The organism is Haliea atlantica (assembly GCF_054779855.1).
Genome location: NZ_BAAGXL010000022.1, coordinates 36,765 through 60,733, shown reverse-complemented (window position 1 = coordinate 60,733; position 23,969 = coordinate 36,765). Strand labels below are relative to the sequence as shown.

Sequence of the window (23,969 nt, the reverse complement as noted above, 5' to 3'; positions counted from 1 at the left end):
AGAATGACTCAGGTCGCGGGCCCTGCTCTCGCCTGTTCCAGGAAACCGCAGAGTTGCTCGGCGCCGTCGAGAACCCGTGTCGAATGGCGTTGCAGCAGGCTGGGGGGAATGAAGTAGAGCTGCTGGCTCTGCACCGCTCGCAGGCTCGGGAACCGGCGCCAGTCATCCACCCACTCCGGGTGTTCTTCGCCCATGCCGCTGGCGACGATGACATCGGGGTCTCGCAGCAGAATGCTTTCGATACTGATCTTGGGTACCAGGGCGATGGCGTCTGTAAAACTGTTGCGCCCCCCGCAAAGGCGAATGACGTCGGAGATCAGATGTTCGCCGTTCAAGGTCAGGATGGGCGAATTCCAGATCTGGTAAAAGACCGTGACCGGCGGCCTGTGACTGTAGGTGTTGCGCAATGCCGCCAAGCGCCTGTCGAAGGCATCCGCCGCGGCATGTCCTGCCTCGGTGGTACCGGCCAGCGTGGCAAATGCGCGCAGACTGCCGGCGATCTGGTCCAGCTCGCGGACCTCGCTCACATAGACTGTGACACCGAGGGCCCGCAGGCCGGCGATGACCTCGCTGCCGTTGCCGCTTTCCCAGGCCAGTACCAGGTCCGGCCTGGCGGCCATCAGGCTCTCGCGATTGATGCGGTCATAGCCGCCAATCTGTGGAATGGCTTTTGCTGCTTCGGGGTAATCGCTGGATGCGACGGTGCCGACGATTTTTTCTCCGGCGCCGGCGGCGAACAGAGTTTCTGTAATGTGGGGCGCCAGGCTGACGATGCGCTGTGCGGGTGCCTCCAGGACCACCTCGTGGCCGGTGACATCGACCAGGCGGATTTCCCCGGCAGCCGCTGTGGCCAGCAGGCAGAGCAGGGCGCAGGCCCAGTTGCCGAAGCTGCGAGTCAGGTGCTTCATGTGTGCTCCGTAGTGAGGTCGCCGAGTGCCAGGTAGAGTCTGGCCAGGGCAGTGTCGTGGTGCTCGGGCAGTGGATGCCCGAAGCGCAGCTGCGCCGAACCGGCCTGGGGACCGATCAATCGCAACAGCAGGCCGTGTCGACCCGCGGAGGCGTAGAGCGCGCGGCCACGGTGCCAGTCGCATTGCAGGCTGGTAAACAGGCTGCTGCCTGTCAGGCTATCCCCGGGGAATACGGCGGCGAGTATCTCGTTCCAGCGGTGCGCATTTACCGCCAGCCGCCGCCGTTGCTGCCGCTGCCAGGCCCGGTCGGCGAGGGCGCGGGTGCCAATCCAGCGGGCGGGGTGATTAACGGCCCAGGGGTCCATGGTCGCGCCGAGCTCCGCCAGTAGGGACCGCTCCGCCACGACAAAACCCAGCCTGAGCCCCGCCAGACCGAAAAACTTGCCGACTGAGCGCAGCACCACGGTGTTGGGTGGACGCCGGGATAGCAGGCTGTTCTCCGGTGTGGTGTCCATGAAGGCCTCGTCGACAACCAGCATGCCGTCCACCGCCTGCAGTCCGCTCGCGATATCGGTCAGCAGATCCAGGCCTGCCAGTTCGGCGGTGGGATTGCAGGGGTTGATGATCACGGCATGGCGAACCGCACCGGATCTGACGAGCTGCGCCAGTTGTTCGGCATCCCGGTAATGCAAAATCTGGTGACCGGCCCGCTGCCAGGCGGCCTCATGTTCGCGGTATCCCCACAGGGGCAGAGCGGCGGTCGCCGTGGGAAGCGTGCCGGGAATCCGCGCGATGGCATATTGGGAGCCCGGTACCGCCAGCAGCTCCCGGCTCCCTGTGCCGTAGTAGGCCGCGGCGGCGGCCTCCAGCTCGCCGTCCCGTTCCGGCAGTCGGTTCCACACGGCCTGCGGTAGTGGGGGGACCGGCCAGCTCCAGGGGCTGATGCCGGTGGAGAGATCCAGCCATTGCTCCCTGGGTATGCCGAATTGCGCCGCCGCTGCCGCGAGATTGCCGCCGTGCACCAGGGTCATACCGATATCTCCTGCAGCAATGTCACGAGGGCAATCACCAGCAACCAGAGCAGAATGCCGCGACGTAGCAATGCCAGGGCCCGGGGGATATCCGCCGGGCGCGCTTCCCGGCCGCAACCGAGGATGGGGCGGTTTTCCCGCTGGCCGGCATAGATGGCCGGCCCCCCGAGACGGATTTGCAGTGCGCCGGCCCCGGCCGCCATCACGGGGCCGCCATTGGGGCTGGCGGCATGGCTGGCCTGTGTTCTCCAGCAGCGGACCGCGGCAAGCCAGTGACCGACCAGGGCATAGGCCAGGGCGCAGAGCCGGGCGGGTAGCCAGTTGAGCAGGTCATCGAGTCGGGCTGCCGCGCGGCCAAAATTCTCGTAGCGGGCACTGCGGTAGCCCCAGCGGGCATCCAGGGTATTTGCCAGCCGGTGCAGCAGGGCGGCGGGCGCACCTCCGAGGGCAAACCAGAAAAGCGAGGCGAAGATGGCGTCGTTGCCGTTTTCCAGGACGGATTCAATAGTGGCGCGACTGATACCTCCTTCATCCAGCGCCCGGGTGTCGCGGCTGACCAGCATCGCAACCTGCTGGCGCGCAGCGCCGAGGTCGCCGCGCGCCAGCGGTCCGGCCACCGCCCGGGCGTGCTCGCTTAGACTGCGCCCGCCCAGGCAGAAGGCCAGGGTCAGCACGGCGATAATGCCCTGCCACAGGCTGGACAGGTTGGAGAGCAAGGTCCAGAGCAGCGCGACCGGGGGCAATACCAGCAGAGCCCAGCCCAACAGGCCGGCAAGCTGTTGCCGGCGCGCAGACTGGTCGGCGCGGTAGAAACGCGTTTCCACGGTACTCACGCAGTGGCCAAAAGCCACCAGAGGGTGGTGGCGAGGTTCGCCGAACAGCCAGTCGATAGCCAGCGCGGCGACAAGCTCGAGCACCATCATGAAGCGACGCCTCCGGCGGCCAGGGCGGTGACGACCAGGAGTGCCGCCTCCAGCAATTCCACCAGGGCACCGGCGCCGTCGCCCGTAAAGCCGCCCAGGCGGCGGCGCATTGCCCTGCGCCAGCACCAAAACAGCAGGCTCGCTGCGACCAGCCACAGCCCCCCGATCCGTGCCGGTGTCAGCAGCAGGGCCGCGACGGCACTGGCGGCCCCGACGACAGCGATGGCGCAAGGCGAGCGCTGCTCGCCGAGCCCGTCGCCCATGCCGCCGGGGCGCACGTAGGGGGTGCTGATAAAAGCCAGAACCACGGCCAGCCGGGCGAGCACGGGTATCAGCCACCAGCCGGTATCCAGCGGTGCGGCAATGATGACTGTCAGCGCGGTCCACTTGAGCAGCAAGAGCAGCACCAGCGCGGTTACCGCGACGGGGCCGCTGGCGGGGTCCCGCATGATCGCCAGGGTGCGCTCCCGGTCGCCCATGCCGCCGACCCAGGCATCCGCGCAGTCTGCCAGGCCGTCCAGGTGGAGGGCCCCGGTGAGCGCCACCCAGGCGCACAGGACCAGGGCGGCGGCCAGTGGCGGGGAGCTCTGCGTCAGCGCGGCCACCGCAACGAGTGGCAGGGCGATGAGCAGCCCCGTGACCGGATACCAGTGCAGGGAAAGCCCGACGGTTCGGCTGTCACAGCTGCCGATGGCGGGGATCGGAATACGCGTGAGCAGGCCGGCGGCCAACAGCAGCGCTCGCCACTCCTGTCGCAACCGCCCCCTCATGCCCGTGGCTCCGGCTGGTGGAACAGCAGCTGTGGGTAAAGTCCCTCGGGTGTGTGATACAGGCACAGCCGGGTCAGGCAGGCCATCGGTATGGCCATATACCGAGCGAGGTGCGGAGACTGCAGCAGGTGCTCCAGCAGCAGACGGATGGTCCCGCCGTGCACGACCAGCAGCAGGTGGCCTCCAGCATGGGCTTCGATCAGTGGCTCCCAGGCCGCCACGATGCGCTGGCGCGCGGTGTCCAGCGACTCGCCGCCGGGCGGACAAAATGCTTCAGGTTCTCGGTAGACCTTTTCCGCGAGCAGCGGGTCGCGCGCCGCGATTTGCGAAGGGGTCAGTCCGTCCCAGTCGCCGAAGTCCAGTTCCCGGAAATCGTCGCTCTTTTCCAGAGGAATGTCCTGTTCCCGGGCCAAGCGGGTTGCGAAGTCGAGGCAGCGCTGCAAGGGGGAGGCGGCCACGCGGGTCCAGCCCGCGTGAGGCTCCAGTGCCCTGTGCATCTGCTTCCAGCCTTCTGCGCTCAGGGGGCTGTCGGTGCGACCGCGCAGTATGGCGCCGCCCAGGCATTCGCCGTGGCGCAGCAGGTCCACGGTGGTCAGTGGGTAGCGCGCCTCAGTCATGGGTGGGGAAGCCCGCACAGATGGCGGCCTCGGCAAAGGTGGCCATACCCGCATGCACCGTCAGCGCGGATTGCAACAGGGGAAGCGCGACAGCCGCGCCACTGCCCTCGCCCAGTCGCATCTGCAGATCCAGCAGCGGCTCGGCTCCGAGCGCTTCCAACAGGTGGCGGTGACCCGGTTCCGCGGAGCGGTGAGCGAACAGCAGCCAGTCCCTGACAGGGGGGTTGATGCGGCAGGCCAGCAGCGCTGCCGTGGTGGCGATGAAGCCGTCCACCAGGCTCGGCACGCCGCGCTGGGCGGCGCGCAGATAGGCGCCGGTGAGTGCCGCGATTTCCAGGCCGCCAAGCCTGCGCAGCGCTTCCAGGGGGGAGTCGCAAGCGGCCCGGTGCCGGTCCAGGGCACGACGCACAGCAATCCGCTTGCGCGAGAGGCCGTCGTCATCCACACCGGTGCCGCGGCCCACGGTTTCTTCGGGGGACAGATCCAGGAGCAGACTGGCCAGTGCGGCGCTGACAGCGGTATTGCCGATACCCATTTCGCCGCCGATAAACAGCTGGAGGACGCGCGCGCTATCGATTTCAGCAGCGCCGGCCCGCAAGGCACGGGCCAGCGTGGTGGCATCCATGGCCGCGGTTTCGCAGATGTTACCAGTGCCCGGCGCCAGGTCCAGCCGCGACAGCTTCGGGTGCCCGGCCAGATCTGCCGGGACTGGCACAACCGTGCCCAGGCTGACGACGGCAAAATCAGCCTGCCACTGCTGTGCCAATACCGAGATCGCCGCGCCACCGTGAATGAAGTTGGTGATCATCTGCGCCGTGACGTCTTGTGGAAAGCGCGACACCCCCTCGGCGACGATGCCGTGATCCCCGGCAAACACGCGGATCATGCAGTGCTCCAGTGAGGGCAGGCTGCGGCCCTGCCAGCCGGCGAAATCCACCGCCAGGGTTTCCAGCCTGCCGAGGGATCCGGCGGGCTTGGTCAGCTCCCCCTGGCGCAGCAGGGCGCTTTGTCGGGCGGTGCCATCAGGCGGCGCGACTGGCGCCTTAAGCCAGGCAAAAGTCTCCTCTAACAGACCTGGCGCATGCTCGTTTGGACGGTTGTTGTCAGCGTCTCCGTGGGCGGGGTTTCGCAGTTCGGTGTGGCTCACGGTGCGGAATCCTTTTGTTGGGCCGCGTGGGGGCAGGGGGCTTGCGGGTCTTTCAGTTCCAGCGGCAGCCCAGCCACCACCAGCGATACTCGTGAGCAGAGCTGAGCGATCTGTTGGTGAAGAAAGCCGCTCTCGTCGGCAAAGCGGCGGCTGAGTTGACCGAGGGGCACGATGCCGGAGCCAACCTCGTTGGAGACCAGGATGATCCGCCCCTGGAGTGTCGGCAGGGTTGCCAGCAGGGCCTCACGCTCCGCGTCCCAGCACTCCCGGTGCAGGCAATTGCTCAACCACAGCGTCAGGCAGTCCACCAGCAGGCAGCGATCGTCGCCCTGGTGCGCCCGCAGTTCATCGGCCAGGTGCAGGGGGGCTTCCACCAGCTGCCATTCCGCGCCGCGCCGGGCCTGGTGGTGACGAATACGGGCGGCCATTTCCGCGTCACCCGCGGCGCCGGTGGCCAGGTAGAACAGCTTTTTGTCGCTCTCCCGCGCCCGTTGCTCCGCCAGTCGACTTTTCCCCGAGCGCGCGCCGCCCAGAATCAGCTCCAGTTCATGGTGAGGTGCTTGCGAGCTCATGCGATTTGTCCCAGGAACATCGCGGCGGCGAGGACGGGATTGGACGGCAGGTACCAGTGAATGAAGGAGGCGGTCAGTCCGCCCTTGCGGATGACACCTTCCCCCGTCCCGCCACGGGGATGGCGCGTAGCCGTGTGCGCGAAGCCCGGCGCCTGGTCGAAGGCGCAGTAGTGGAAGGTATGCCCGCGCAGCTGGCCACCGGCAAAGTCGACCGCCTGGGCGCCGAGTCCGGCGAGTCGCTCTCCCAGGCTCGCCGTGGCCTCGATCAGCCCCGCCATTTGCCGCGTCTGGCCGCGGGCACTCAGGCTGTCCAGGAGATAGAGCATGCCGCCGCACTCGGCGACAATCTGGTAACCCTCCCGGTGGTACTCGCGGATGGCTTCCAGCATGGCGTGATTGTTTGCCAGGCCATCCAGGTGCAGTTCGGGGTAGCCGCCCGGCAGGTACAGGCTGTCACAGTCCGGCAGCGCACTGTCACTCAGCGGCGAGAAAAAGCACAGTTCGGCCCCGAGCGCCTGCAGCAGCGACAGGTTGGCGGGGTAGACAAAGCTGAAAGCCGCGTCCCTGGCGACCGCGATACGTCGCCCCTTCAGCAGCGCGGGTATGGCATCCACTGCCTCCGGGGCCGAGAAGGTTACGGCCGGTGGCAGCTCCGCCAGCGGACCCTGCGCGATGAGCGCGGCCGCGGCGTCGAGCCGGCTGTCCAGGTCGGCGATACTGTCTGGCTGGTGCAGGCCCAGGTGGCGTTCCGGCAGGTGAATCTCCTCCGAGCGTGGCAGTGTGCCCAGCCAGTTGATGCCCGCGGGCAGGCTCTCTCGCAACATCTGCCCATGACCTTCGCTGGCCACCCGGTTGCCGACCACACCGGCAAACTGCAGCGCCGGCTCGAAGGTGGCCAGCCCCAGTGCCAGGGCGCCGAAGGTCTGGGCCATGGCCCGTGCGTCAATCACCGCGGCCACCGGCAGACCGAAGTGTCGCGCCAGGTCGGCGCTGCTCGGATCGCCATCGAAGAGCCCCATGACACCTTCCACCAGAATCAGGTCGGCCTCGGCGGCCGCTTGGTGGAGTAGCTGGCGACAGGCCTGTTCACCGACCATCCACAAGTCGAGCTGATGGACCGGATGGCCACAGGCCAGCTCGTGGATTTTCGGATCGAGGAAGTCCGGGCCGGTCTTGAACACCCGCACCCGACGTCCCCGATTGCGGTGGTGCCTCGCCAGTGCGGCGACCAGGGTCGTCTTGCCCTGGCCCGAGGCCGGGGCGCTGATCAGCAGGGCAGGGCAGCGTTGCTCAGTCATGGGTTTGCGGGCTCCTGGTGAATGGCTTGGGTGGGTCGATCCTCTCGGCAAACAGCGTCTCGAGGTCAAGCGCAGCCTCCAGGCTGTCCGCCAGGCGTTCGATCTGCTGCTCGGTCAGCGCGCGGTATTCAATCGCGGTGGCGTTTTCAAATCCCGCCCATCGCAGCAGGGCCCCGGCTGCTTCCGGGTGGTCGAAAACCCCGTGAATATAGGTGCCGGCGACCTGGCCGCTCGCGTCGAGGGCGCCGTCACTGGCTTGCTGCAGTTGGGCGAAGGGCCGCTCCAGGGCTTGACCGTGGCTGATACCGCAGTGGATTTCGTAACCTTCTACCGCGGCCGGTGCCCAGGCGAGCCTGCCGTTTACGCGCCGCAGCTGTTTTTGTGGCGCCAGCTCCGTGGTCATGTTCAGCAGGCCGAGACCGACAAATTCGCCGGGGGTATCCTCGAGGCCCGCGGGATCGTTAATTCGCTCGCCGAGCATCTGGAAACCACCGCAGATGCCAAGTAGCTTGCCGCCGTAACGCAGGTGGCGAAGAATGTCCTGGTCCCAGTTCTGTTGTCGCAGTGTCTCGAGATCGCTGCGCACATTCTTGCTGCCGGGGAGGATGATCAGGTCTGCGCCGGGCAGGCGCTGGCCACTGCGTGCAAATTGAAGGTCCACGCCCGGGTGCAAGCGCAAGGCGTCAAAATCGGTGTGGTTGCTGGTTCGGGGCAGCACAGGCACCACCACTTTCAAGGCTGATTCCGGGTCGAGCACCTGCTTTGCGTCGATGGCATCCTCGGCTTCCAGGTGGAAGTCGTGGAGGTAGGGCAATACCCCCAGCACCGGCTTGCCGGTGCGGGCCTCCAGCCAGTCGAGACCCGGCTGGAGGAGGGAAATGTCGCCCCGAAAACGATTGATTACGAAGCCTTTCACGCGCGCCCGTTCTGTCGTTGACAGCAGCTCCAGGGTGCCCACCAGGTGAGCGAACACGCCCCCCCGGTCAATGTCGGCGATCAGGATGACCGGACAGTCCACCGCTTCGGCGAAGCCCATATTGGCGATATCGTTGTCGCGCAGGTTGATCTCCGCCGGACTGCCGGCCCCTTCGACGATGATGGCGTCAAAGCGATCCGCGAGGCGCTGGTAGGCCGCCATTACGGCCTGCCTGGCAGTCGCCTTGTAATCGTGATAGCCGCGGGCATCCATGTTGGCCTGTACCTGTCCGCCAATGATTACCTGGGCACCGGTATCGCTGGATGGCTTGAGCAGCACCGGGTTCATGTCGGACTCCGGAGGCAGATGGCAGGCCTGGGCCTGCACCGCCTGGGCGCGACCGATCTCGCCGCCGTCCGCGGTCACCGCACTGTTCAGAGCCATGTTCTGCGGCTTGAACGGTGCCACGCGGACACCGCGACGGGCCAGTACGCGACACAGGCCGGTCACCAGTACGCTCTTGCCGGCGTCGGAGGTTGTGCCCTGCACCATCAGTGTCATGGTCACTCAGTAATCCACCCCTTTGCGCGCCTTGATGCCGGATTTGAAGGCGTGCTTGACATCCTTAAGCTCGGTCACGGTATCCGCCAGCTCTTGCAGGGCGCTGCCGCCGCCGCGCCCGGTCACCACGACACTTTGCGAGGGCGGGCGATTGGCCAGTGCATTGAGCACCAGCGCCTCGTCCAGGTACTTGTAGGCAAGCATGTAGGTGAGTTCGTCCAGAACCACCAGATGAAAACTCTCGTCCTGCAGCATGCGCGCGGCCTCTTCCCAGGTGGCCAGGGCCGCGACGGTATCCGCTTCCCGGTCCTGGGTGTTCCAGGTGAAGCCGGTGCCCATCTGGTGGAAATCCACCTCGGGGCATTTCTCTCGCACATACAGCTCTTCACCGGAGAGCTGCTTGCCCTTGATGAACTGGACCACGCCGACCTTGTAGCCGTAGCCCAGGCTGCGCACGACCATGCCGAAGGCGGAGCTGCTCTTGCCCTTGCCATTGCCGGTGAGTACCAGCAGCACGCCCTGTTCGGTAGCCGCCTCCGCGATGCGCTGATCGACCTTGGCCTTCTGTTTGGCCATCGCCTTGCGGTGGCGTTCGGATTTGTCGCTTGTGTCGTTCATGGTGTCTTCTCGTCTCGATAGAGTGATTGGAAAATGTTCTGTCGCGGGGCCTTGGCTACTGACCGACCAGAATCAGCTTGCCGGTTTCCGCATCGCGGTAGACCTGCCCGAGGGACTCCATGCCCTCCGCACCACTTTCCAGTTGCTTGCGTAAAGCGTCCGGGGGCTCGGCGAGTTCACGGCCCTCGCGAATTGCCACCCTGTCCTCCAGTTGGAAGTGCCCGCGAAGCTCGCGGCTCTGTGCGACCAAGGCGATCAGTAGGCCCAGTGCGAAAACCAGCATCACGTCCATGATGTTGGCGAATCCGGTGAGTGGGTCCGTGTCGCCGTCGGCCATGCCCGGCCGCTGCCATGGCGGCGTTTCCCGCTGTTGCGGCCCTCTCACGGCTGACCTGCCAGAGACTGCCAGACAACGTCGTACCAGCGACGCCGGATACGCCCCAGCAAGTAGGCAAGCAGGCCCACCAGCAGGCCAACTACGGTCGTATCGAAGGCGACAGTCAGAGCAGTGGCGAGGATTTCGATGTCACCGGATCCCAGCGCGGAGAGGCCCGGACCGAGGGGGATCAGCGTGCCCATCAGACCCAGGATCGGGCCACTGCGGGCCAGCAGATCGGCCCGATCCAAACGTTGCAGCGCATAGGGCTCGAAAGTGCTGAGCTTGCCGCCCCGATAGCGATCCAGGGTTAGCGTGCGCTCCGCAATGGCGATGCCAGCCTCCCAGAGCGTTACAAGCAGCGCCAGGCCAAGACCGATAATCACCGGATAGAGTAGCCAGCCGACGAACTGGTGCAGAATGCCGATGCTGAGGCCGTGCAACATCATGTGCCGACCCGCCGTGCGTGTGTCAGGGCGCGGTAGAAGCCCGCGGCAATCACCAGCAGAAGGCAGGCCAGCAAGCCTAGCCATTGCCAGCCAACACTATTCGCTGGGTTGCTCTCGCGTGCGGCCTCGGCGTCGCTTGCATTACCTTCGCTGGCTGCAAGCTCAGCATCCTGTGTTGCCTCGCTGATGGCGTCCTGATCCTGCAGCTCGATCTCCGTCATGCGGTGGATTTCCCCTTGCTCTTCCGGTGTCGATGCCGCGCGCTGGATGACCTGTGACAGGGCTTCCCAGTCCCCCTCCGGGAGGTGCTGTTCCAGCCAGGGCAGCATGGCGTGGTCAGGGGCCGTATGACCACTGCCGGGCAAGCCATGGGCGTTTACCAGGCGCGCGAACTGCCCGGCCAGTTGCGCGGTCGTCGCGGCATTTGCTTGCCAGAAGTTCTTGTGAATCGCCACCAGCATGATTGCCAGCATGTTGCTTTTGACGTGGACGTTATGGTCCTGCTCGAGAAACTGGTCCAGCCCGAGCTGATAGCGGTCGTCTACATACACGTCCTTGACCTCCTGCCAGGCCCAGTCGCCAACCAGTGTCGGGTTGGTCACCTGCCAGCCCCAGAGGTACTCGAGAAATTCGCTGCCCATGGTGCGGGCGCCGGCGTAACCGTGAGCCATCAGGCCCTGCAGCCACTCGGGGTTGAGAAAGCGTCCACGCAGTTCCTGGCGCAGGGCGACGGCCAGGGGTTCGACCGAGATGGCATCGGGATTGGCGTGGTTGAGCACGAAGTTGTTCGGTGCCTCGCCGGTGAGAGTTTCCACTGCCAGGCTCAGGCCGCCCAGGTAGTCAAAGGCATCGTTGTTGTCAATCAGTCCGTAGAGGTTGCTGGAACGACCGAACCAGGTGTTCTCGACCTCGCTGAGTACCTCGCGGAAAGTTTCCTCCACTGGCGTGCCGAAGCCACCACCGTCCTCGCCACTACGGCCGTAGCTGTGGCCCAGCCGACGCAGGTAGACCGCTGCGAGTTCCTCTCGCTGTTGCCAGGCGCCCGAGCGTTCCACCAGGCGGTTGACTCCGGCCCCGTAGCTGCCGGGGGCATCGCCGAATACCCGCAGGCTGGCGAGCACACCGGCCTCATCGGGCGCGCGGCCCCGTGCCAGCAGATCCCTGGCCTGCCTGACCCAGTGCGCAGCGACCTGGTTCTGCGCCAGGCTTTCATTGCCGCCTTGCCGCCGGCCCCAGTATTCCGGGTTCTCCAGTGGCTGCAGGGCTTTTTCCAGGGCCAGGGTCAAGGCGGGGTAGTCGCGCAGGATGACATTGGCGCTGGCGTCCAGCGCCATCAGTACGCCCTGATTGATCAGATTCATCTGGCGGCTGTAGAGATCGCGAAACAGGCCCGAGGTGGTGAAGACGACATCGCGGCGTACCTCTCCCTGAGCCAGTATCTGTCGCTCCAGGCCCTTCACCAGTCCGCGGCTGTTCCAGATCGGTTGCAGGCCCAGCATGTCCAGCCCAAAGGCGATCATGACGCCCTCATCGCGCACCACATCGGAGGCCCACAGGACCAGCGCTTCGCGTTTATCCGGGTTCTGTGGCTTATCGCTGCGTGCAGCCCTGGCCATTTCACGCCCTAGCTCCCAGGCAACGGGACTGGGAATGAGGCTATTGTCGAGGGCATAGAAATTGCGGCCGGTGGGCAGGCTATCCGGCGAGCGTATGGGGTCATTTCCCGGTCCGGGCGCGATATAGCGGCCAGAGAGCCCCGCCAGCATCGCCGACATTTCCGCTTCCGGCGAGGCCTGCAGCAGGCCCTCCCAGTCGGCGCGCTGTTGTTCGCTCTCCGGTGCCATGGAGTCCAGCATCATGTTCACCGCCTGGTCTTTCCAGCGCTGGCCGAAAATATGCAAGCCAAGGGGCATAAAACGCTCCTGCAGGTCGGTGAGGTAATGACCCACTTCGTGCACCAGCATGTCGTCATCGACTTCGTCGAAGCCAATGCCCATGACCGCCAGTTCGGCCGACATGGCCTCGGCCAGTTCGTCCTTCAACTCGAGAGCATCCACCTTGTCGCGAATCTGTGTCACCAGACGCTGTTCAAGGACGCGATTGTCGGTGCCGTGACTGGCCTCAAAGCTCTCGATCAGCTGTCGCAACTGCAGCAGGTCGTCATACAGCGGCGTGTGTTCCAGGGGTGGCGTCAGGTGGTCGACCATGACCGCGAGGCCGCGGCGCTTGGCCTGGATGCCCTCACCGACGCCGTCAACGATATAGGGGTAGATGCCGGGGATATCGCTGGCAATGATGCGCGCGTAGTCATCCGCCGCCAGCCCCACCGAGCGATGCGGGAGGAACTCGTAGGTGGAGTGTCTGCCAAGGTGAACAAAGGCATCGGCCTGGAAGTCGTCGCGCAGGTAGTGGTAGAAGGCGAGATACTGGTGAGGCGGCGGGAAGGCTAGGTTGGCATGCAGCAGTTCCTCATTGATTTCCCAGCCGCGGGGGGGCTGCGGGCCAATAAAGATGTTGCCGAACTGCAGTCCTGGCAGCAGCAGTTCGCCGTCGAGTGTCATGACCCGACCTGGGGCCTCGCCCCAGCCTCCGAGACCTTCGATACCGGTTGCCTGGAGGGCGCGGATAATCGTCAATGCCTGTTCCTGGCAGGGAGGCCCCTGTTGTTCGATGCTCCGGTCGTAGCAGGTTTCCAGTTGCCCCAGCAGGGAAAGAGCCCGTTCACGGGCAGGGTGCTCAACACCTTCCAGCAAGTGGCGCATCTCTTCCACGGTGTGATGCAGGGCGTCCTCGGCAAGCTGCGTCTTCCCCGCCTCAAGTGCCTTCGTCAACTGGCTATGCAGCAGACCAAAGGGACCGTGCACCATTTCGCTTTGCACGGCTTCCGGCAGTGTCTTGAACCAATCGCGATAGCGCCCGCTTGACATGCGCGAGATACGTGGGCCCATGCTCTCGAGGGCCGCGGCGTCATTGGGCAGGTTTACCCCGCGTTCCTGCATCATGTCGAGGAGGGCCTGCTGGGTCGGCGGCAGCTCTCCCGTGGTATAGCCTGCCTGTTTCATCCAGTTGAGGATCTGCCACAGTGATGCGGGGACATCCAGGTTGTCAGCACCGATGTTATGGCGGCCCGGTGGGTGGTTGTAGTAGACAATGGCAACGCGCTTTTCGGCGTTCGGAGTGGTTTGAAGGTGATGCCAACGGTTGATTCTGGAGACCAGTGTGGCGATGCCCTCGTCTACGGCAGCCAGGGGCTGGATACGGATACCGCTGAGCGGATCATCTCTTTCTCCGCCGGCCGCGGCGATGACCAGGGGCTGACTGGCGCCCTGCAATTCGGGCAAGGCGACCTGGTAGTAAACCTTGTCATGCGCCAGGCCATCCGATGACAGCTGCCTCTCCAGCGGGGTGCGATCGCGCATCTTGATGGCCTTGATCACGGGCAGGTCGAGTTCCCGGAACGCGTCGACCACCTGCTCCCGTCCCTCGCCCCCGCCAACCACAAAGTCCTGCAGCATGACGACCGCTGTGAGGCGATGTTTCAGAGGAAGCAGCGCCCGCGCTGCGGACACTCCAGCCTCACCCCAGTAAGCCAGCGCGGTGAGACATTCGTGCCCTGCATCGACACTGGTGGCGCGACAGAATTCGCGCAGGAGGGTGTTATCGGCGGGGCGGTCACCGCCCGCGTGATCCAGTACGACGATTAGTGGCTGGTCGTCGTCCACTGATGGCAGGCTTGTCGTGACCTGATTGCGATAGACCCAGCGCAGGCGTGGAAGGGCTTGCGCGGGAGGTACTTCGATCTTTTTGCCCAGTTTTGCAAAGCTCCAGGCAAACAGGGCCGCAGTATTGCTGCTGCCGCCCGCCTGCCAGTAGCGGCGGGCATTGATCCAGTCGGCTTGCCGGGGGTAGCGAGCTGTCAGGTCGTCGAGTGATTGGTCGAAATCCGTGCTCGGTTGCATACCCGCGATATGCCGCAATTGCTCACCGTTAGTGAAAATGGTCCGACCATTCATGCGGCTTTGCTGGATCAGTCGATGGTCGCTGCTGATCATCAGCAGTGAGGTTTCGCTTCGCGCCAGCACTGGCTCCAGCTCGGCAACGCTGGCTCCAAACAGGCCGATGCCCAGCACCAGGTCTGCGCTGTCGACCAGTGTTTGCCGCTGTGGCTCCGTCATCTCCCAAAGTTGGGCATCGGATCGGGCAATCACGCGGAGCTGTGGGTGATTTTCGCTGAATAGCCGGACGGCATCGGCGATCGTTTCGGCGTTGCGTTGCGAAGCCAGGACCAGAATATGTTTCTCGTCTGCGGTATCGGGTCGAGCGAAGGCTATCTGGGTAAGGCAGACCAGAAGCAGCAGCAAACCACGCATGATGACGATTCCTCGACTGTGTGAAAGTTCGAGGCAAGAAAGCTACGTACCGTGGCAGCTGATAAGGGGAGTCAGGCTGTTGCAGTACCGAGTATTCCCGCCCGGTGCTGGAAAACAGAGTTTATCCAGCGTTTTAGGCTGCGCGCGGTAAAGACGCGACAGCCCGTGATTTTCTGGCGACAAGTATCTGGCTCACGGCTATTGAAAAGCCGCTGACAGTTGCGGGTACAGCCCCGGATTTTCACCGGGTTCCTTGAATGCCGATGGATAATCGGCTCGCCAAAGCGTCGGCAGTTTTAATGATCGAGGTCAGTGCTGTCAACTGAAAATCGTTTTTGTCGACACCTTACAGATTTAATCAATTATTGGTTACGCAAATATTTTGGGTGGCAAAGGTTGTGTTGAGTTCGGCGTTACACGGCCTATCTAAAGCTGGCGTTAGCGTTATCAACGGTTAATTCGAAGAGGCTGTTTGTTTTTCTGAGTTGACTTACCGTTGGCAATGCCGATAGAGTCCGCGCCCTGCATCAGGTGCCTGCTCGTCATCCCTTCGCCGGGGAAGACTGGAACAGGGTAAACGGGAAGTGTGGTGCGTCACGGCAGGAATCCAAGCAAATTCCACGGCCGCCGCTGACAACGCCACCGCTGCCCCCGCAACGGTAAATGAGTTCGCGATCGAATTCACAAGCCCGAAACCGACCTGGTGATAATGCCTTCTGGTGTTATCACGGAGTGCAGTACTGCAACAACGATGAAGCGGAGGGCTTTGTCGGTGGTTAACTGCCTCTGTTACATGGCGCTCGCCACTCTTACCCCTCCCTCAATCATTGTTTTTACAATTGCCGATTGAGGATTGATCATGAAAAACCTGCCTGTTTTCCGCAGTACCCTTGCGGGCTGTTGCTGTTTCTTGCCGCTGCAGCCTGTCATTGCTTCGTCCGATATTGATGAGCTTGTTGTAACGGCTACCCGTACACCGGTAGCCATGGCCGACAGCCTGGCGTCCGTCACCGCCATCAGTCGGTCGGACCTCGAGGCCCGTCAGCCTCTGGATCTGGTTGATGTTTTCCGCCAGGTGCCGAGCCTGGACATCAGTCGCAGCGGTGGACCCGGGTCCGCCACCAGCCTGTACACCCGGGGCACCGCCAGTGGCCACACGCTGATTCTGGTCGACGGCCAGCGGGTGAGCAGTGCCACCCTGGGTAGTGCCAATTTCCAGTTTCTCAACCCGGACCAGATCGAGCGCATTGAAGTCGTGCGCGGGGCACGCTCCAGCTTGTACGGTAGTGAGGCGATCGGCGGCGTGATTCAGATCTTTACCCGCGACGGTTCCGCCAGCGAGGGCAGCTACCTCACCACAGCGGCCGGCAGCAATGCGATGTACCGGCTCGCGCTGGGCTCCAGTGGCAACAGCGGCAACTGGCGCTACGGGGTACATGCTTCGTACCTGGAAACGGAGGGTATCGACAATCTGGCAATCGATACCGGCTTCAACAAGGATCGGGATGGCTACCGCAACAAATCCGTCAGCGCGAGCACGGGTTACCGGTTTGACAATGGCGCAGATCTCTCCTTTCGTTACCTGGAGAGCAATAACCGCAACGAGCATGACAGTGCTTCCAATGCCTCGGAGAAGCCCTATAGCGAAGGCATCGTACAAAATATCAATCTGCGCGGACGGCTGCCTTTGACCGATGTCTGGAGCACGGAGCTCTCCCTCGGCGTTTCCACGGATGACAGCGACAACTTCGACAGCGTTACCGGCCTAAACCAGGGGGATTTTCGCACGGAAAGGCAGCAGCTTTTTTGGCAGAACGACATTGTCGTGGCCGAGGGGCATCTTCTCACCCTGGGCTACGATTACTACGAGGATGACGTTGCCAGCAACTCCAACGATTACCTCGATGGACTGGGCAACCCGGTGCGCAGTCGGGACAACAAAGCGCTGTTTGGGCAATACCAGGCGAGCTGGCGCCAGCTGGATGTGGTGCTGGGCCTGAGGGAAGACGACAACCAGGAATTTGGTGACCACACCACCGGTAATGCCGCGATTGGCCTGCAGTTGAGTGAGTCCTACAAGCTCATCGCGTCCTGGTCTGAGGGTTTCAAGGCGCCCACCTTCAATGACCTCTACTGGCCGGCCGGCCCCTTTAGTGCGGGGAATCCCGACCTGGAGCCAGAGTCCTCGGAGAACAGCGAGCTGAGTCTACGCGGCGATTACGACAACTGGCACTGGTCTATCGCCTATTTCGAGAACGACGTGAAAAACCTGATTGATTGGGCGCCGGGCGCCGATTTTGTCTGGCGACCCTACAACGTCAGTGATGCAGAGATAAGCGGCGCCGAGTTCGCGATAGGTGGTGACATGCTGGGTTGGCGTGTCGATGCTGCCTACAGCTATGTCGAGCCAAGGGACGCCGGTACCGACAAGTTGCTGATCAAGCGCAGTCGCGACAATCTGACGCTGAATGCCAATCGGGAGTTTGATGCCCTGACACTGGGCCTGTCGCTGAAAAGTCAGGGACAGCGCTATACCAATACGGCGAATACCGAATCGCTGGGGGGCTACGCTACCTTCGATCTCCGGCTTGGCTACCGCTTGACCCGCCAGCTGGAAGCGACTTTCAAGATGGAGAATATCTTTGACAGGGACTACCAGCTCAACAAGGGCTACAACCAGGAGGGGCGTGAATGGCAGCTGGGTCTGACCTACTCGTTCTGATTCCGGGCTGGACCTGAGGGCTGTGATCAGCGTTGCTTATCACTCGCCAGACCGGGTGGCTGATATGAAAGCGTTCATGGTGGCTGCCCGGTCGGCCTTGACTGAAAGCGCTGTCGGTCAACCACCATGATGGGGGTGTACTCATGAATGTCGAGGATTTCTACCGCCTGCTTTTCAGTCGCCGGGATGTCCGGGGCGAATACCTGCCCGACCCGGTTTCCCCCGAGGTGTTGGCGCGCATCCTCAACGCGGCACACCATGCGCCATCGGTCGGCCTCTCCCAGCCCTGGAATTTTATTGTCGTGCGGGAAGCGTCCAGGCGCCGTGCGGTTTACCGGGAGTTCGAGGCTTGTCGCGAACGAGAGGCTGCTCACTTCGAGGGAGAGCAACGCCAGCGGTATGATCGGCTCCGGCTCGAAGGCATTCTCACGGCTCCCGTGAACATTTGTGTCACCTGTGATCGCTCACGGGCCGGTCCCGCCGTCCTGGGGAGAACGCAGCAGCCGGATACCGACATCTACAGCACGGTCTGCGCGATTCAGAATCTCTGGTTGGCGGCGAGAGCCGAAGGTCTGGGGCTAGGTTGGGTTTCCATCCTTCGGACGGATGTGCTGAAGACCTTGTTTGCATTGCCGGAATCGGTGGAGCCGATAGCCTATCTTTGCCTGGGGCATGTCAGCGATTTTTATAGTCGGCCTGAACTTGAGGTTAGAGGATGGCGCAATCGCCTGCCCCTCGAAAGTCTGGTATGGCTAGACCAATGGGGGGAGACCAGCGCGGAAGACCCGTTGCTGGTGTCAGTGCGCCGTGTTTCCGCACTAGACTGAGCATTGACGGCGCTCCCGCGGGTCATTGCAGGTGCCGGTATGATGTGTCGTCGCTCCCTCCGGCGACGGGCGCCGGGTTTTGCTCGTCCCGCTGCCTTGCCTCATAGTCCTCAAGCATTCGCTGCATGCGTTCCGCTAGCAGGGCGGCATGCAGTTGTTGTTGGCGCTGCTCGTCGCGCAGGGATCGGAGCAGTGCCGCGGCCATGAAAACCATCAGTATCATGAAGGGAAAAGCCGCAAGAATGGACATGGTCTGAAGAGCCGCCAGGCCACCACTGAGCAGTAGTATGCCAGCTACCATGACCTGAACCAGTCCCCAGATCACCCGTAGCCAGCGGCTGGGCGTCAGGACCCCTTTGCCGGTAAACATCCCCAGTACGAAGGTTGCTGAGTTTGCGGAAGTGATGACGAAGAGCACGATCAGTACCAGCACCAGAATGCCCAGCAGCTCAGGGAAAGGCAGTGAGTTCAGTGTCAGAAAAAGGCCAGAGCTGATTTCGGCGTGAACCGCTTCGCCGATGCCGGCACCTTCGAATAGCTCGTAGTACAGTGCCGAACCGCCAAAGGTGGCGAACCACACCACGCTGAGCAGTACAGGCATGCCGATAACACCGAGGATAAACTCGCGTATGGTGCGCCCGCGGGAAATTCGCGCAATGAAACTGCCGACAAAGGGAGCCCAGGAAAGACCCCAGGCCCAGTAAAAAATGGTCCAGCGCTCCACCCAGTCCTCGCCGGTATAGGGTGACATGACCAGGCTCATGCCCATCATGTTGCTGAAATAGTCACCGATGGCATTGGTCATTGCGGCAGTGATGAAGTCAGTTGGCCCGGCGAAAAAGACAAACACCAGCAGGGCGGCGGCGAGCAGCATATTGGCGTCACTGACATAGCGTACACCGCTTTCCAGTGGCATCAGTGAGCAGAGCAGAAACACCACCGCCACGCCGCCCAGAATAGCCAGTTGCTGGGTGGTGCCGAAGGCTACCTCGCTGACGGCCCCCAGGCCACTGTTGATCTGGATGATACCCAGCCCCAGTGTGGTGGCGACGCCGAAGACCGTGGAAACCACCGCCAGGATATTGATGCCATGGCCGACGGGGCCGTCCACGCGATCGCCCAGGCTGGCGCGGAAGGTCTCACTGATCAGGCCGGCTCGCTGGCGCCGAAAGCGGACGTAGGCAATCGCCAGACCGACGATGGCGAAGTTGGCCCACTGGTGAAAGCCCCAGTGAAACAGCGCATACTGCATGCCGAGCCTGGCCGCTTCGGGGGATTCGGCGACGGCCTGGCCCAGCGGTGGGTCGTTGTAGTGGGTCATGGGTTCGGCAACCCCCCAGAACACCAGGCCGACCCCCATACCCGCCGAGAAGATCATGCCCAGCCAGGCGAGGTAGGGGAATTCCGGTGCCTCCCCGTCCGCCCCGAGGCGTATCTGTCCGTAATCGGAAAGAGCGATACCCACGCAGAAAAGCAGGAAGCCTGTGGTGACGAACAGGTACATCCAGCCGAAGTGATCGGTGGTGAAATGCAGCGCGGTATCAGCTCCCTCGGCAAGCTCCTCGGGCAGGCCCACGCCCACCCCGACGAAGGTCACCAGCAGCAGCAGAGAAATATAGAAAACCCACCCTGGTCGCTTTTGCATGCCGCGCTTCCTTCCGCAAGTGTGTGCATTCACCGTCGACAATGGTGAAGCTTGGGGCCAGGAATGCAAGGCCGGAGTCGACGGTCCGACGCTTCGGCCGGCACGCGTGGATTGACCACAGCAACGATGTTCTTGAATTGGTACCGGAGGCCGGACTCGAACCGGCACGCGTTTTACCGCATCGGATTTTGAATCCGACGTGTCTACCAATTTCACCACTCCGGCAGGGCGGGAACGACCCCAGGGAGGGTCGGGAAGAGGGCGGATTATAGCAATCCGGCCGCGCAATTCAATTGCCGTCGCCTTAACCTTGGCGATGTTTGCCTGTAAACTTCGCGACTGCCCCGTGACCGGGGTGTTTTCTGAGTACCTTGGCTAAGGAGAAAGGATCATGGCGCTTAAGCTGATCAAGAAAACCGAGTCTCACCGCATCTACCAGCGCGGCGACAATCGCTACGCGGTCAAGGATGCCGAGCGCAAGCCGGTCAATGGCGAGGAGAAAGTCGCAGTCCTGGCTGCCGAGGGCCTGATCAAGGTGCCCGCACCGAAGCCCGCGGAAGAGCCGGTGGAAGAAGAGGGCGCGGGCGAGGCCGCTGAGACCGCCGCCGAAGGCGAGGCAGACGCCGAGTAAATCATTGTCCGATCCGGGCCTGTGCCCGCACAGGCCCCATTCCCATGCGCAAGAGCGACTTTTTCTACGACCTGCCCCCCGAGCTGATTGCCCAGCACCCCCTGCCTGAACGCGGCGCCAGCCGTCTGCTGTGCCTGGAAGGTGCCAGTGGTGCGGTGGCTCACCGCCGGTTTACCGACCTGCCCGAACTGCTGCGCCCCGAGGATCTTCTGGTCTTCAACAACACCCGTGTGATCCCCGCGCGCCTGTGGGGTCAGAAATCCAGCGGTGGGCGCGTGGAGATTCTCATCGAGCGCCTCACCGGCGTGGATACCGCCCTGGCGCATATTCGCAGCAGCAAGTCGCCCAAGCCCGGCACGACGCTGCTGCTCGCGGAGCGCGAGGGCGAGGAGCCCGGACCCTGGCAGCTCGAGGTCACTGGCCGGGAGGGCGCACTGTTCTGTTTGCGCACGCCCGATGGCAGCCCTCTTACCGCGCTGCTCAATCAGATAGGCCACATGCCTCTGCCGCCCTATATCGCGCGCGAGGACGAACAGCTTGATCAGTCGCGCTACCAGACCGTTTATGCGGAGAAAGAGGGGGCGGTGGCAGCCCCCACGGCGGGTCTGCATTTCACTGACAGCCTGTTGGCGCAGCTCGATGCACAGGGTGTGCACCGGGCCGCGGTCACCCTGCATGTCGGCGCGGGAACCTTCCAGCCCGTGCGGACGGACAATATCGAAGACCACCACATGCACGCCGAGTACCTGGAAGTGGACGAGCAGGTCTGTGCTGCGGTGGAGGCCTGCCGCGCCCGCGGCGGTCGCGTGGTTGCCGTGGGAACCACCGCGGTACGCTCGCTGGAGTCGGCGGCCTGTGGCAAGGGGCGGGTGGCCCCGATGACCGGGGATACCGATATCTTCATTTACCCGGGCTACCGCTTCCGTGTGGTGGACGCCCTGGTGACCAATTTTCACCTGCCGGAATCCACCCTGGTGATGCTGGTGTCCGCCTTCGCCGGGCGCGAAGCGGTCCTCGCCGCCTACGCCGAGGCCATCGCCCAGCGCTACCGCTTTTTCAGCTACGGCGATGCCATGTTCCTCACCCCCCGCCCCGACTCCCTGGAGCCCCGATGAGTCACCTGCGTTTCGAGAATCTGGCCGGCGACGGCGCTGCCCGTCGCGGGCGCCTGCACTTTCCCCGGGGTACGGTGGAAACGCCGGCCTTCATGCCCGTGGGCACCTACGGCACGGTCAAGGGCATGCTTCCCCGCGATATTCACGAGATCGGCGCCGAGATCATTCTCGGGAACACCTTCCACCTTTGGTTGCGTCCCGGTACCGACATTATCGAGCAGCACGGTGACCTGCACGACTTCATGGGCTGGAGTGGCCCGATCCTGACCGACTCCGGCGGCTTCCAGGTGTTCAGCCTGGGGGCCATGCGCAAGATCTCCGAGGCGGGGGTCAAGTTTCAGAGCCCGGTGGATGGTGCCCGGGTCTTCCTCGACCCGGAGACGTCCATGGCCATCCAGCGCAGCCTGGGCGCAGATATCGTCATGATCTTCGATGAGTGCACCCCTTATCCGGCCACCGAAGCCGAGGCCCGCGCTTCCATGGAGCTGTCCCTGCGCTGGGCCGCGCGCAGCAAGGCGGCCCACGGCGACAGTCTCGCTGCACTGTTCGGCATTGTGCAGGGGGGCATGTACCCGGCCCTGCGCGAGGCCTCCCTGGCGGGCCTGGTGGATATCGGCTTCGACGGCTACGCGATTGGCGGGCTCTCGGTCGGCGAACCCAAGGGCGAGATGCTCAAGGTGCTGGATGCCCTGCAGCCGCACCTGCCCGAGGACAAGCCGCGCTACCTGATGGGCGTGGGTACGCCCGCCGACCTGCTGGAAGGGGTGCGTCGCGGGGTGGACATGTTCGACTGTGTGATGCCTACCCGCAACGCTCGCAACGGCCACATTTTTACCTCGAAAGGGGTGCTCAAGCTGCGCAACGCCCGGCATAAGACCAGTACGCTGCCCCTGGACGAGGCCTGCGACTGCTACACCTGCCAGAACTTCAGCCGCGCCTACCTGCACCACCTGGACGAGTGCAACGAGATTCTGGGTTCCCAGCTGAACACCCTGCACAACCTGCGCTACTACCAGCGGCACATGGCGGGTATCCGCCAGGCTATCGTCGAGGGCTGCCTGGATGCCTTTGCCGCCCGCTTCTACGCGGAGCAGGCCGAGGGTGCCTGAGCCCGATCACAGTGCCGCGGCGGAAATCTTCGAGCGCCTGCGGCAGGCGCTGCCCCTGCACCGCGCCGCATGGTCGGGTAGTGGGCGCCTGGCGGGTGTGCTGGTAGCCCTGACCCGGGAGCCGTGTCCCCGGGTGCTGCTTGGCCGCCGCGCCCTGCACCTCCCCTTGCATCCCGGGGAGGTGGCCTTTCCCGGCGGCAAGCGTGAGCCCGGTGACCACAGCCCCTGGGACACCGCCCTGCGGGAGGCCGAGGAGGAGGTGGGTTGTCCACCGGACGCCGTCGAGCCCCTCGGGGAACTACCGCCCCTGGTCACCCGCAGCGGGTATCGCATTTATCCCTGTGTGGCGGTCATTGACCCGGGCCTGCCCCTGCGAGCGGACCCGGGGGAGGTCGCCGAATTGCTGTTGCCGCGACTGGAGCAGTTTTTTCACCGTGAGGGCTGGCACAGCCGGGTCTTCCCCGACCCGGAGACCGGGCTCCCGGTCCGGGTGCCGCATTTCCACCTGGCCCGTGATACCGTATGGGGAACCTCGGCCCGGGTGCTGCTGGAACTGGTCAATATCGGCCTGCAAGCGGGCCTGGCCCCGGATGTCTTCGAGGAGGAAAAGACGTGAAGTACAGTCTCAATGGTCACCGGGTGACCCTGGAGGGCGACGGTCATTTCATCGCACCCAATGCCGCGGTGATCGGGCAGGTTACCCTGCGCGACCGCAGCAGTGTCTGGTTCGGTTGTGTGCTGCGCGGGGATGTGGAGCGTATCGATATCGGCCCCGGCAGCAACATCCAGGACGGGTCGGTGCTGCATGCGGACCCGGGTTACCCCCTGGTGGTCGGCGAGAACGTCACCGTGGGCCACAATGCCATGCTCCACGGCTGCAGCGTGGGTGACGGCAGCCTGGTGGGGATTGCCGCGGTGGTCCTGAACGGCGCCCGTATCGGCCGTAACTGCCTGATTGGCGCGGGTGCGCTGGTTACCGAGGGCATGGAGGTCCCCGATGGCAGCCTGGTACTGGGTGCGCCGGCCAAGGTGCGCCGCCAGTTCAGCGAGGAGGAGCAGGCGGCCCTGGCGCTCAATGCCGAGCATTACGTGCGTAACGCCGCGGCCTTCCTGGAGGGCCTGGAGGAGCAGCCGTGAGTCACGACAAACAGCAGGACGGTGACAAGGGGCGTCCCCTCGCAGTCGAGCCGGCGTCACCCTGTGTCTCCATTTGTGCCCTGAATGAGGACGATGTCTGTGTCGGCTGCTACCGCAGCGCCACTGAAATAACCGACTGGTTCATGGCCAGCCCGGCGGAGAAGCAGGCGATTCTCGACCGTACCCGGGAGCGCCGACTGGCCGATTGGCCAACCGGGCTGCGTTAG

The 23,969-nt window shown here is 63.8% G+C and carries 22 protein-coding genes, 1 tRNA gene and 2 riboswitches; of the genes, 8 read left to right on the top strand and 15 right to left on the bottom strand.

The window, feature by feature from the left end:
- Positions 1 to 8 precede the first annotated feature (8 nt).
- The 13 genes from ACYVGS_RS14455 to ACYVGS_RS14395 are packed head-to-tail and all read right to left on the bottom strand — an operon-like array spanning position 9 to position 14,556.
- The gene (locus ACYVGS_RS14455; RefSeq protein WP_460589381.1) at positions 9 to 908 is read right to left on the bottom strand and encodes a cobalamin-binding protein; all 900 of its coding nucleotides are present in this window, start codon (positions 906 to 908) and stop codon (positions 9 to 11) included.
- Positions 905 to 1,939, bottom strand: a complete 1,035-nt coding sequence (cobD, locus tag ACYVGS_RS14450) for a threonine-phosphate decarboxylase (protein WP_460589380.1) — start codon at positions 1,937 to 1,939, stop codon at positions 905 to 907. The genes ACYVGS_RS14455 and cobD overlap by 4 nt, the downstream gene beginning before the upstream one ends.
- Positions 1,936 to 2,862, bottom strand: a complete 927-nt coding sequence (gene cbiB, locus ACYVGS_RS14445) for a CobD/CbiB family cobalamin biosynthesis protein (protein ID WP_460589379.1) — start codon at positions 2,860 to 2,862, stop codon at positions 1,936 to 1,938. The genes cobD and cbiB overlap by 4 nt, the downstream gene beginning before the upstream one ends.
- Positions 2,859 to 3,632 carry an adenosylcobinamide-GDP ribazoletransferase gene (locus ACYVGS_RS14440; RefSeq protein WP_460589378.1) on the bottom strand — a complete coding sequence of 258 codons (774 nt, stop codon included), beginning with the start codon at positions 3,630 to 3,632 and terminating at the stop codon, positions 2,859 to 2,861. Before ACYVGS_RS14440 ends, cbiB begins: the two co-directional genes overlap by 4 nt.
- Entirely contained in the window at positions 3,629 to 4,249 is a 621-nt protein-coding gene (locus ACYVGS_RS14435) for a histidine phosphatase family protein (protein WP_460589377.1), read from the bottom strand. The genes ACYVGS_RS14440 and ACYVGS_RS14435 overlap by 4 nt, the downstream gene beginning before the upstream one ends.
- Positions 4,242 to 5,396: a nicotinate-nucleotide--dimethylbenzimidazole phosphoribosyltransferase gene (gene cobT / locus ACYVGS_RS14430; RefSeq protein WP_460589376.1), complete on the bottom strand. Its 1,155-nt coding sequence runs from the start codon at positions 5,394 to 5,396 to the stop codon at positions 4,242 to 4,244. Before cobT ends, ACYVGS_RS14435 begins: the two co-directional genes overlap by 8 nt.
- Positions 5,393 to 5,968, bottom strand: a complete 576-nt coding sequence (cobU, locus tag ACYVGS_RS14425; protein ID WP_460589375.1) for a bifunctional adenosylcobinamide kinase/adenosylcobinamide-phosphate guanylyltransferase — start codon at positions 5,966 to 5,968, stop codon at positions 5,393 to 5,395. Before cobU ends, cobT begins: the two co-directional genes overlap by 4 nt.
- On the bottom strand, positions 5,965 to 7,266 hold the full coding sequence (locus ACYVGS_RS14420) for a hydrogenobyrinic/cobyrinic acid a,c-diamide synthase (protein ID WP_460589374.1): 1,302 nt from the start codon (positions 7,264 to 7,266) through the stop codon (positions 5,965 to 5,967). The genes cobU and ACYVGS_RS14420 overlap by 4 nt, the downstream gene beginning before the upstream one ends.
- The gene (locus tag ACYVGS_RS14415; RefSeq protein ID WP_460589449.1) at positions 7,259 to 8,743 is read right to left on the bottom strand and encodes a cobyric acid synthase; all 1,485 of its coding nucleotides are present in this window, start codon (positions 8,741 to 8,743) and stop codon (positions 7,259 to 7,261) included. The genes ACYVGS_RS14420 and ACYVGS_RS14415 overlap by 8 nt, the downstream gene beginning before the upstream one ends.
- Before the next feature lie 6 nt (positions 8,744 to 8,749).
- Positions 8,750 to 9,361, bottom strand: a complete 612-nt coding sequence (cobO, locus tag ACYVGS_RS14410) for a cob(I)yrinic acid a,c-diamide adenosyltransferase (RefSeq protein ID WP_460589373.1) — start codon at positions 9,359 to 9,361, stop codon at positions 8,750 to 8,752.
- A gap of 55 nt (positions 9,362 to 9,416) precedes the next feature.
- Positions 9,417 to 9,746, bottom strand: coding sequence for a DUF2149 domain-containing protein (locus ACYVGS_RS14405; RefSeq protein WP_460589372.1), 330 nt, complete (start codon positions 9,744 to 9,746; stop codon positions 9,417 to 9,419).
- A complete protein-coding gene (locus tag ACYVGS_RS14400; protein WP_460589371.1) occupies positions 9,743 to 10,186 on the bottom strand; it encodes a MotA/TolQ/ExbB proton channel family protein in 444 nt (147 codons plus the stop codon). The genes ACYVGS_RS14405 and ACYVGS_RS14400 overlap by 4 nt, the downstream gene beginning before the upstream one ends.
- Positions 10,183 to 14,556 (bottom strand): cobaltochelatase subunit CobN family protein, encoded by a 4,374-nt coding sequence (locus ACYVGS_RS14395; protein ID WP_460589370.1) that lies wholly within the window; start codon positions 14,554 to 14,556, stop codon positions 10,183 to 10,185. Before ACYVGS_RS14395 ends, ACYVGS_RS14400 begins: the two co-directional genes overlap by 4 nt.
- A gap of 160 nt (positions 14,557 to 14,716) precedes the next feature.
- Positions 14,717 to 14,853: riboswitch (cobalamin riboswitch) on the bottom strand.
- A 215-nt stretch (positions 14,854 to 15,068) separates the two neighbouring features.
- A riboswitch (cobalamin riboswitch) is annotated at positions 15,069 to 15,274 on the top strand.
- Between the two features lie 267 nt (positions 15,275 to 15,541).
- Here ACYVGS_RS14395 and ACYVGS_RS14390 point away from each other — a divergent pair.
- Both ACYVGS_RS14390 and bluB read left to right on the top strand, forming a co-directional pair.
- On the top strand, positions 15,542 to 17,278 hold the full coding sequence (locus ACYVGS_RS14390; RefSeq protein ID WP_460589369.1) for a TonB-dependent receptor family protein: 1,737 nt from the start codon (positions 15,542 to 15,544) through the stop codon (positions 17,276 to 17,278).
- Between the two features lie 143 nt (positions 17,279 to 17,421).
- On the top strand, positions 17,422 to 18,105 hold the full coding sequence (bluB, locus tag ACYVGS_RS14385) for a 5,6-dimethylbenzimidazole synthase (RefSeq protein WP_460589368.1): 684 nt from the start codon (positions 17,422 to 17,424) through the stop codon (positions 18,103 to 18,105).
- A gap of 22 nt (positions 18,106 to 18,127) precedes the next feature.
- On the opposite strand, the gene ACYVGS_RS14380 is transcribed toward bluB, so the two are convergent.
- Positions 18,128 to 19,750 carry a BCCT family transporter gene (locus tag ACYVGS_RS14380; protein ID WP_460589367.1) on the bottom strand — a complete coding sequence of 541 codons (1,623 nt, stop codon included), beginning with the start codon at positions 19,748 to 19,750 and terminating at the stop codon, positions 18,128 to 18,130.
- A gap of 138 nt (positions 19,751 to 19,888) precedes the next feature.
- Positions 19,889 to 19,975 (bottom strand) — tRNA-Leu (locus ACYVGS_RS14375).
- Between the two features lie 166 nt (positions 19,976 to 20,141).
- Here ACYVGS_RS14375 and ACYVGS_RS14370 point away from each other — a divergent pair.
- The 6 genes from ACYVGS_RS14370 to ACYVGS_RS14345 are packed head-to-tail and all read left to right on the top strand — an operon-like array spanning position 20,142 to position 23,969.
- Positions 20,142 to 20,381, top strand: coding sequence for a hypothetical protein (locus ACYVGS_RS14370; protein ID WP_460589366.1), 240 nt, complete (start codon positions 20,142 to 20,144; stop codon positions 20,379 to 20,381).
- Between the two features lie 44 nt (positions 20,382 to 20,425).
- Positions 20,426 to 21,496 (top strand): S-adenosylmethionine:tRNA ribosyltransferase-isomerase, encoded by a 1,071-nt coding sequence (gene queA / locus ACYVGS_RS14365; protein WP_460589365.1) that lies wholly within the window; start codon positions 20,426 to 20,428, stop codon positions 21,494 to 21,496.
- The gene (gene tgt / locus ACYVGS_RS14360; RefSeq protein WP_460589364.1) at positions 21,493 to 22,605 is read left to right on the top strand and encodes a tRNA guanosine(34) transglycosylase Tgt; all 1,113 of its coding nucleotides are present in this window, start codon (positions 21,493 to 21,495) and stop codon (positions 22,603 to 22,605) included. The genes queA and tgt overlap by 4 nt, the downstream gene beginning before the upstream one ends.
- The gene (locus ACYVGS_RS14355; protein WP_460589363.1) at positions 22,598 to 23,221 is read left to right on the top strand and encodes an NUDIX hydrolase; all 624 of its coding nucleotides are present in this window, start codon (positions 22,598 to 22,600) and stop codon (positions 23,219 to 23,221) included. The genes tgt and ACYVGS_RS14355 overlap by 8 nt, the downstream gene beginning before the upstream one ends.
- Positions 23,218 to 23,742 carry a gamma carbonic anhydrase family protein gene (locus ACYVGS_RS14350; RefSeq protein WP_460589362.1) on the top strand — a complete coding sequence of 175 codons (525 nt, stop codon included), beginning with the start codon at positions 23,218 to 23,220 and terminating at the stop codon, positions 23,740 to 23,742. Before ACYVGS_RS14355 ends, ACYVGS_RS14350 begins: the two co-directional genes overlap by 4 nt.
- Positions 23,739 to 23,969, top strand: coding sequence for a DUF1289 domain-containing protein (locus ACYVGS_RS14345; protein WP_460589361.1), 231 nt, complete (start codon positions 23,739 to 23,741; stop codon positions 23,967 to 23,969). Before ACYVGS_RS14350 ends, ACYVGS_RS14345 begins: the two co-directional genes overlap by 4 nt.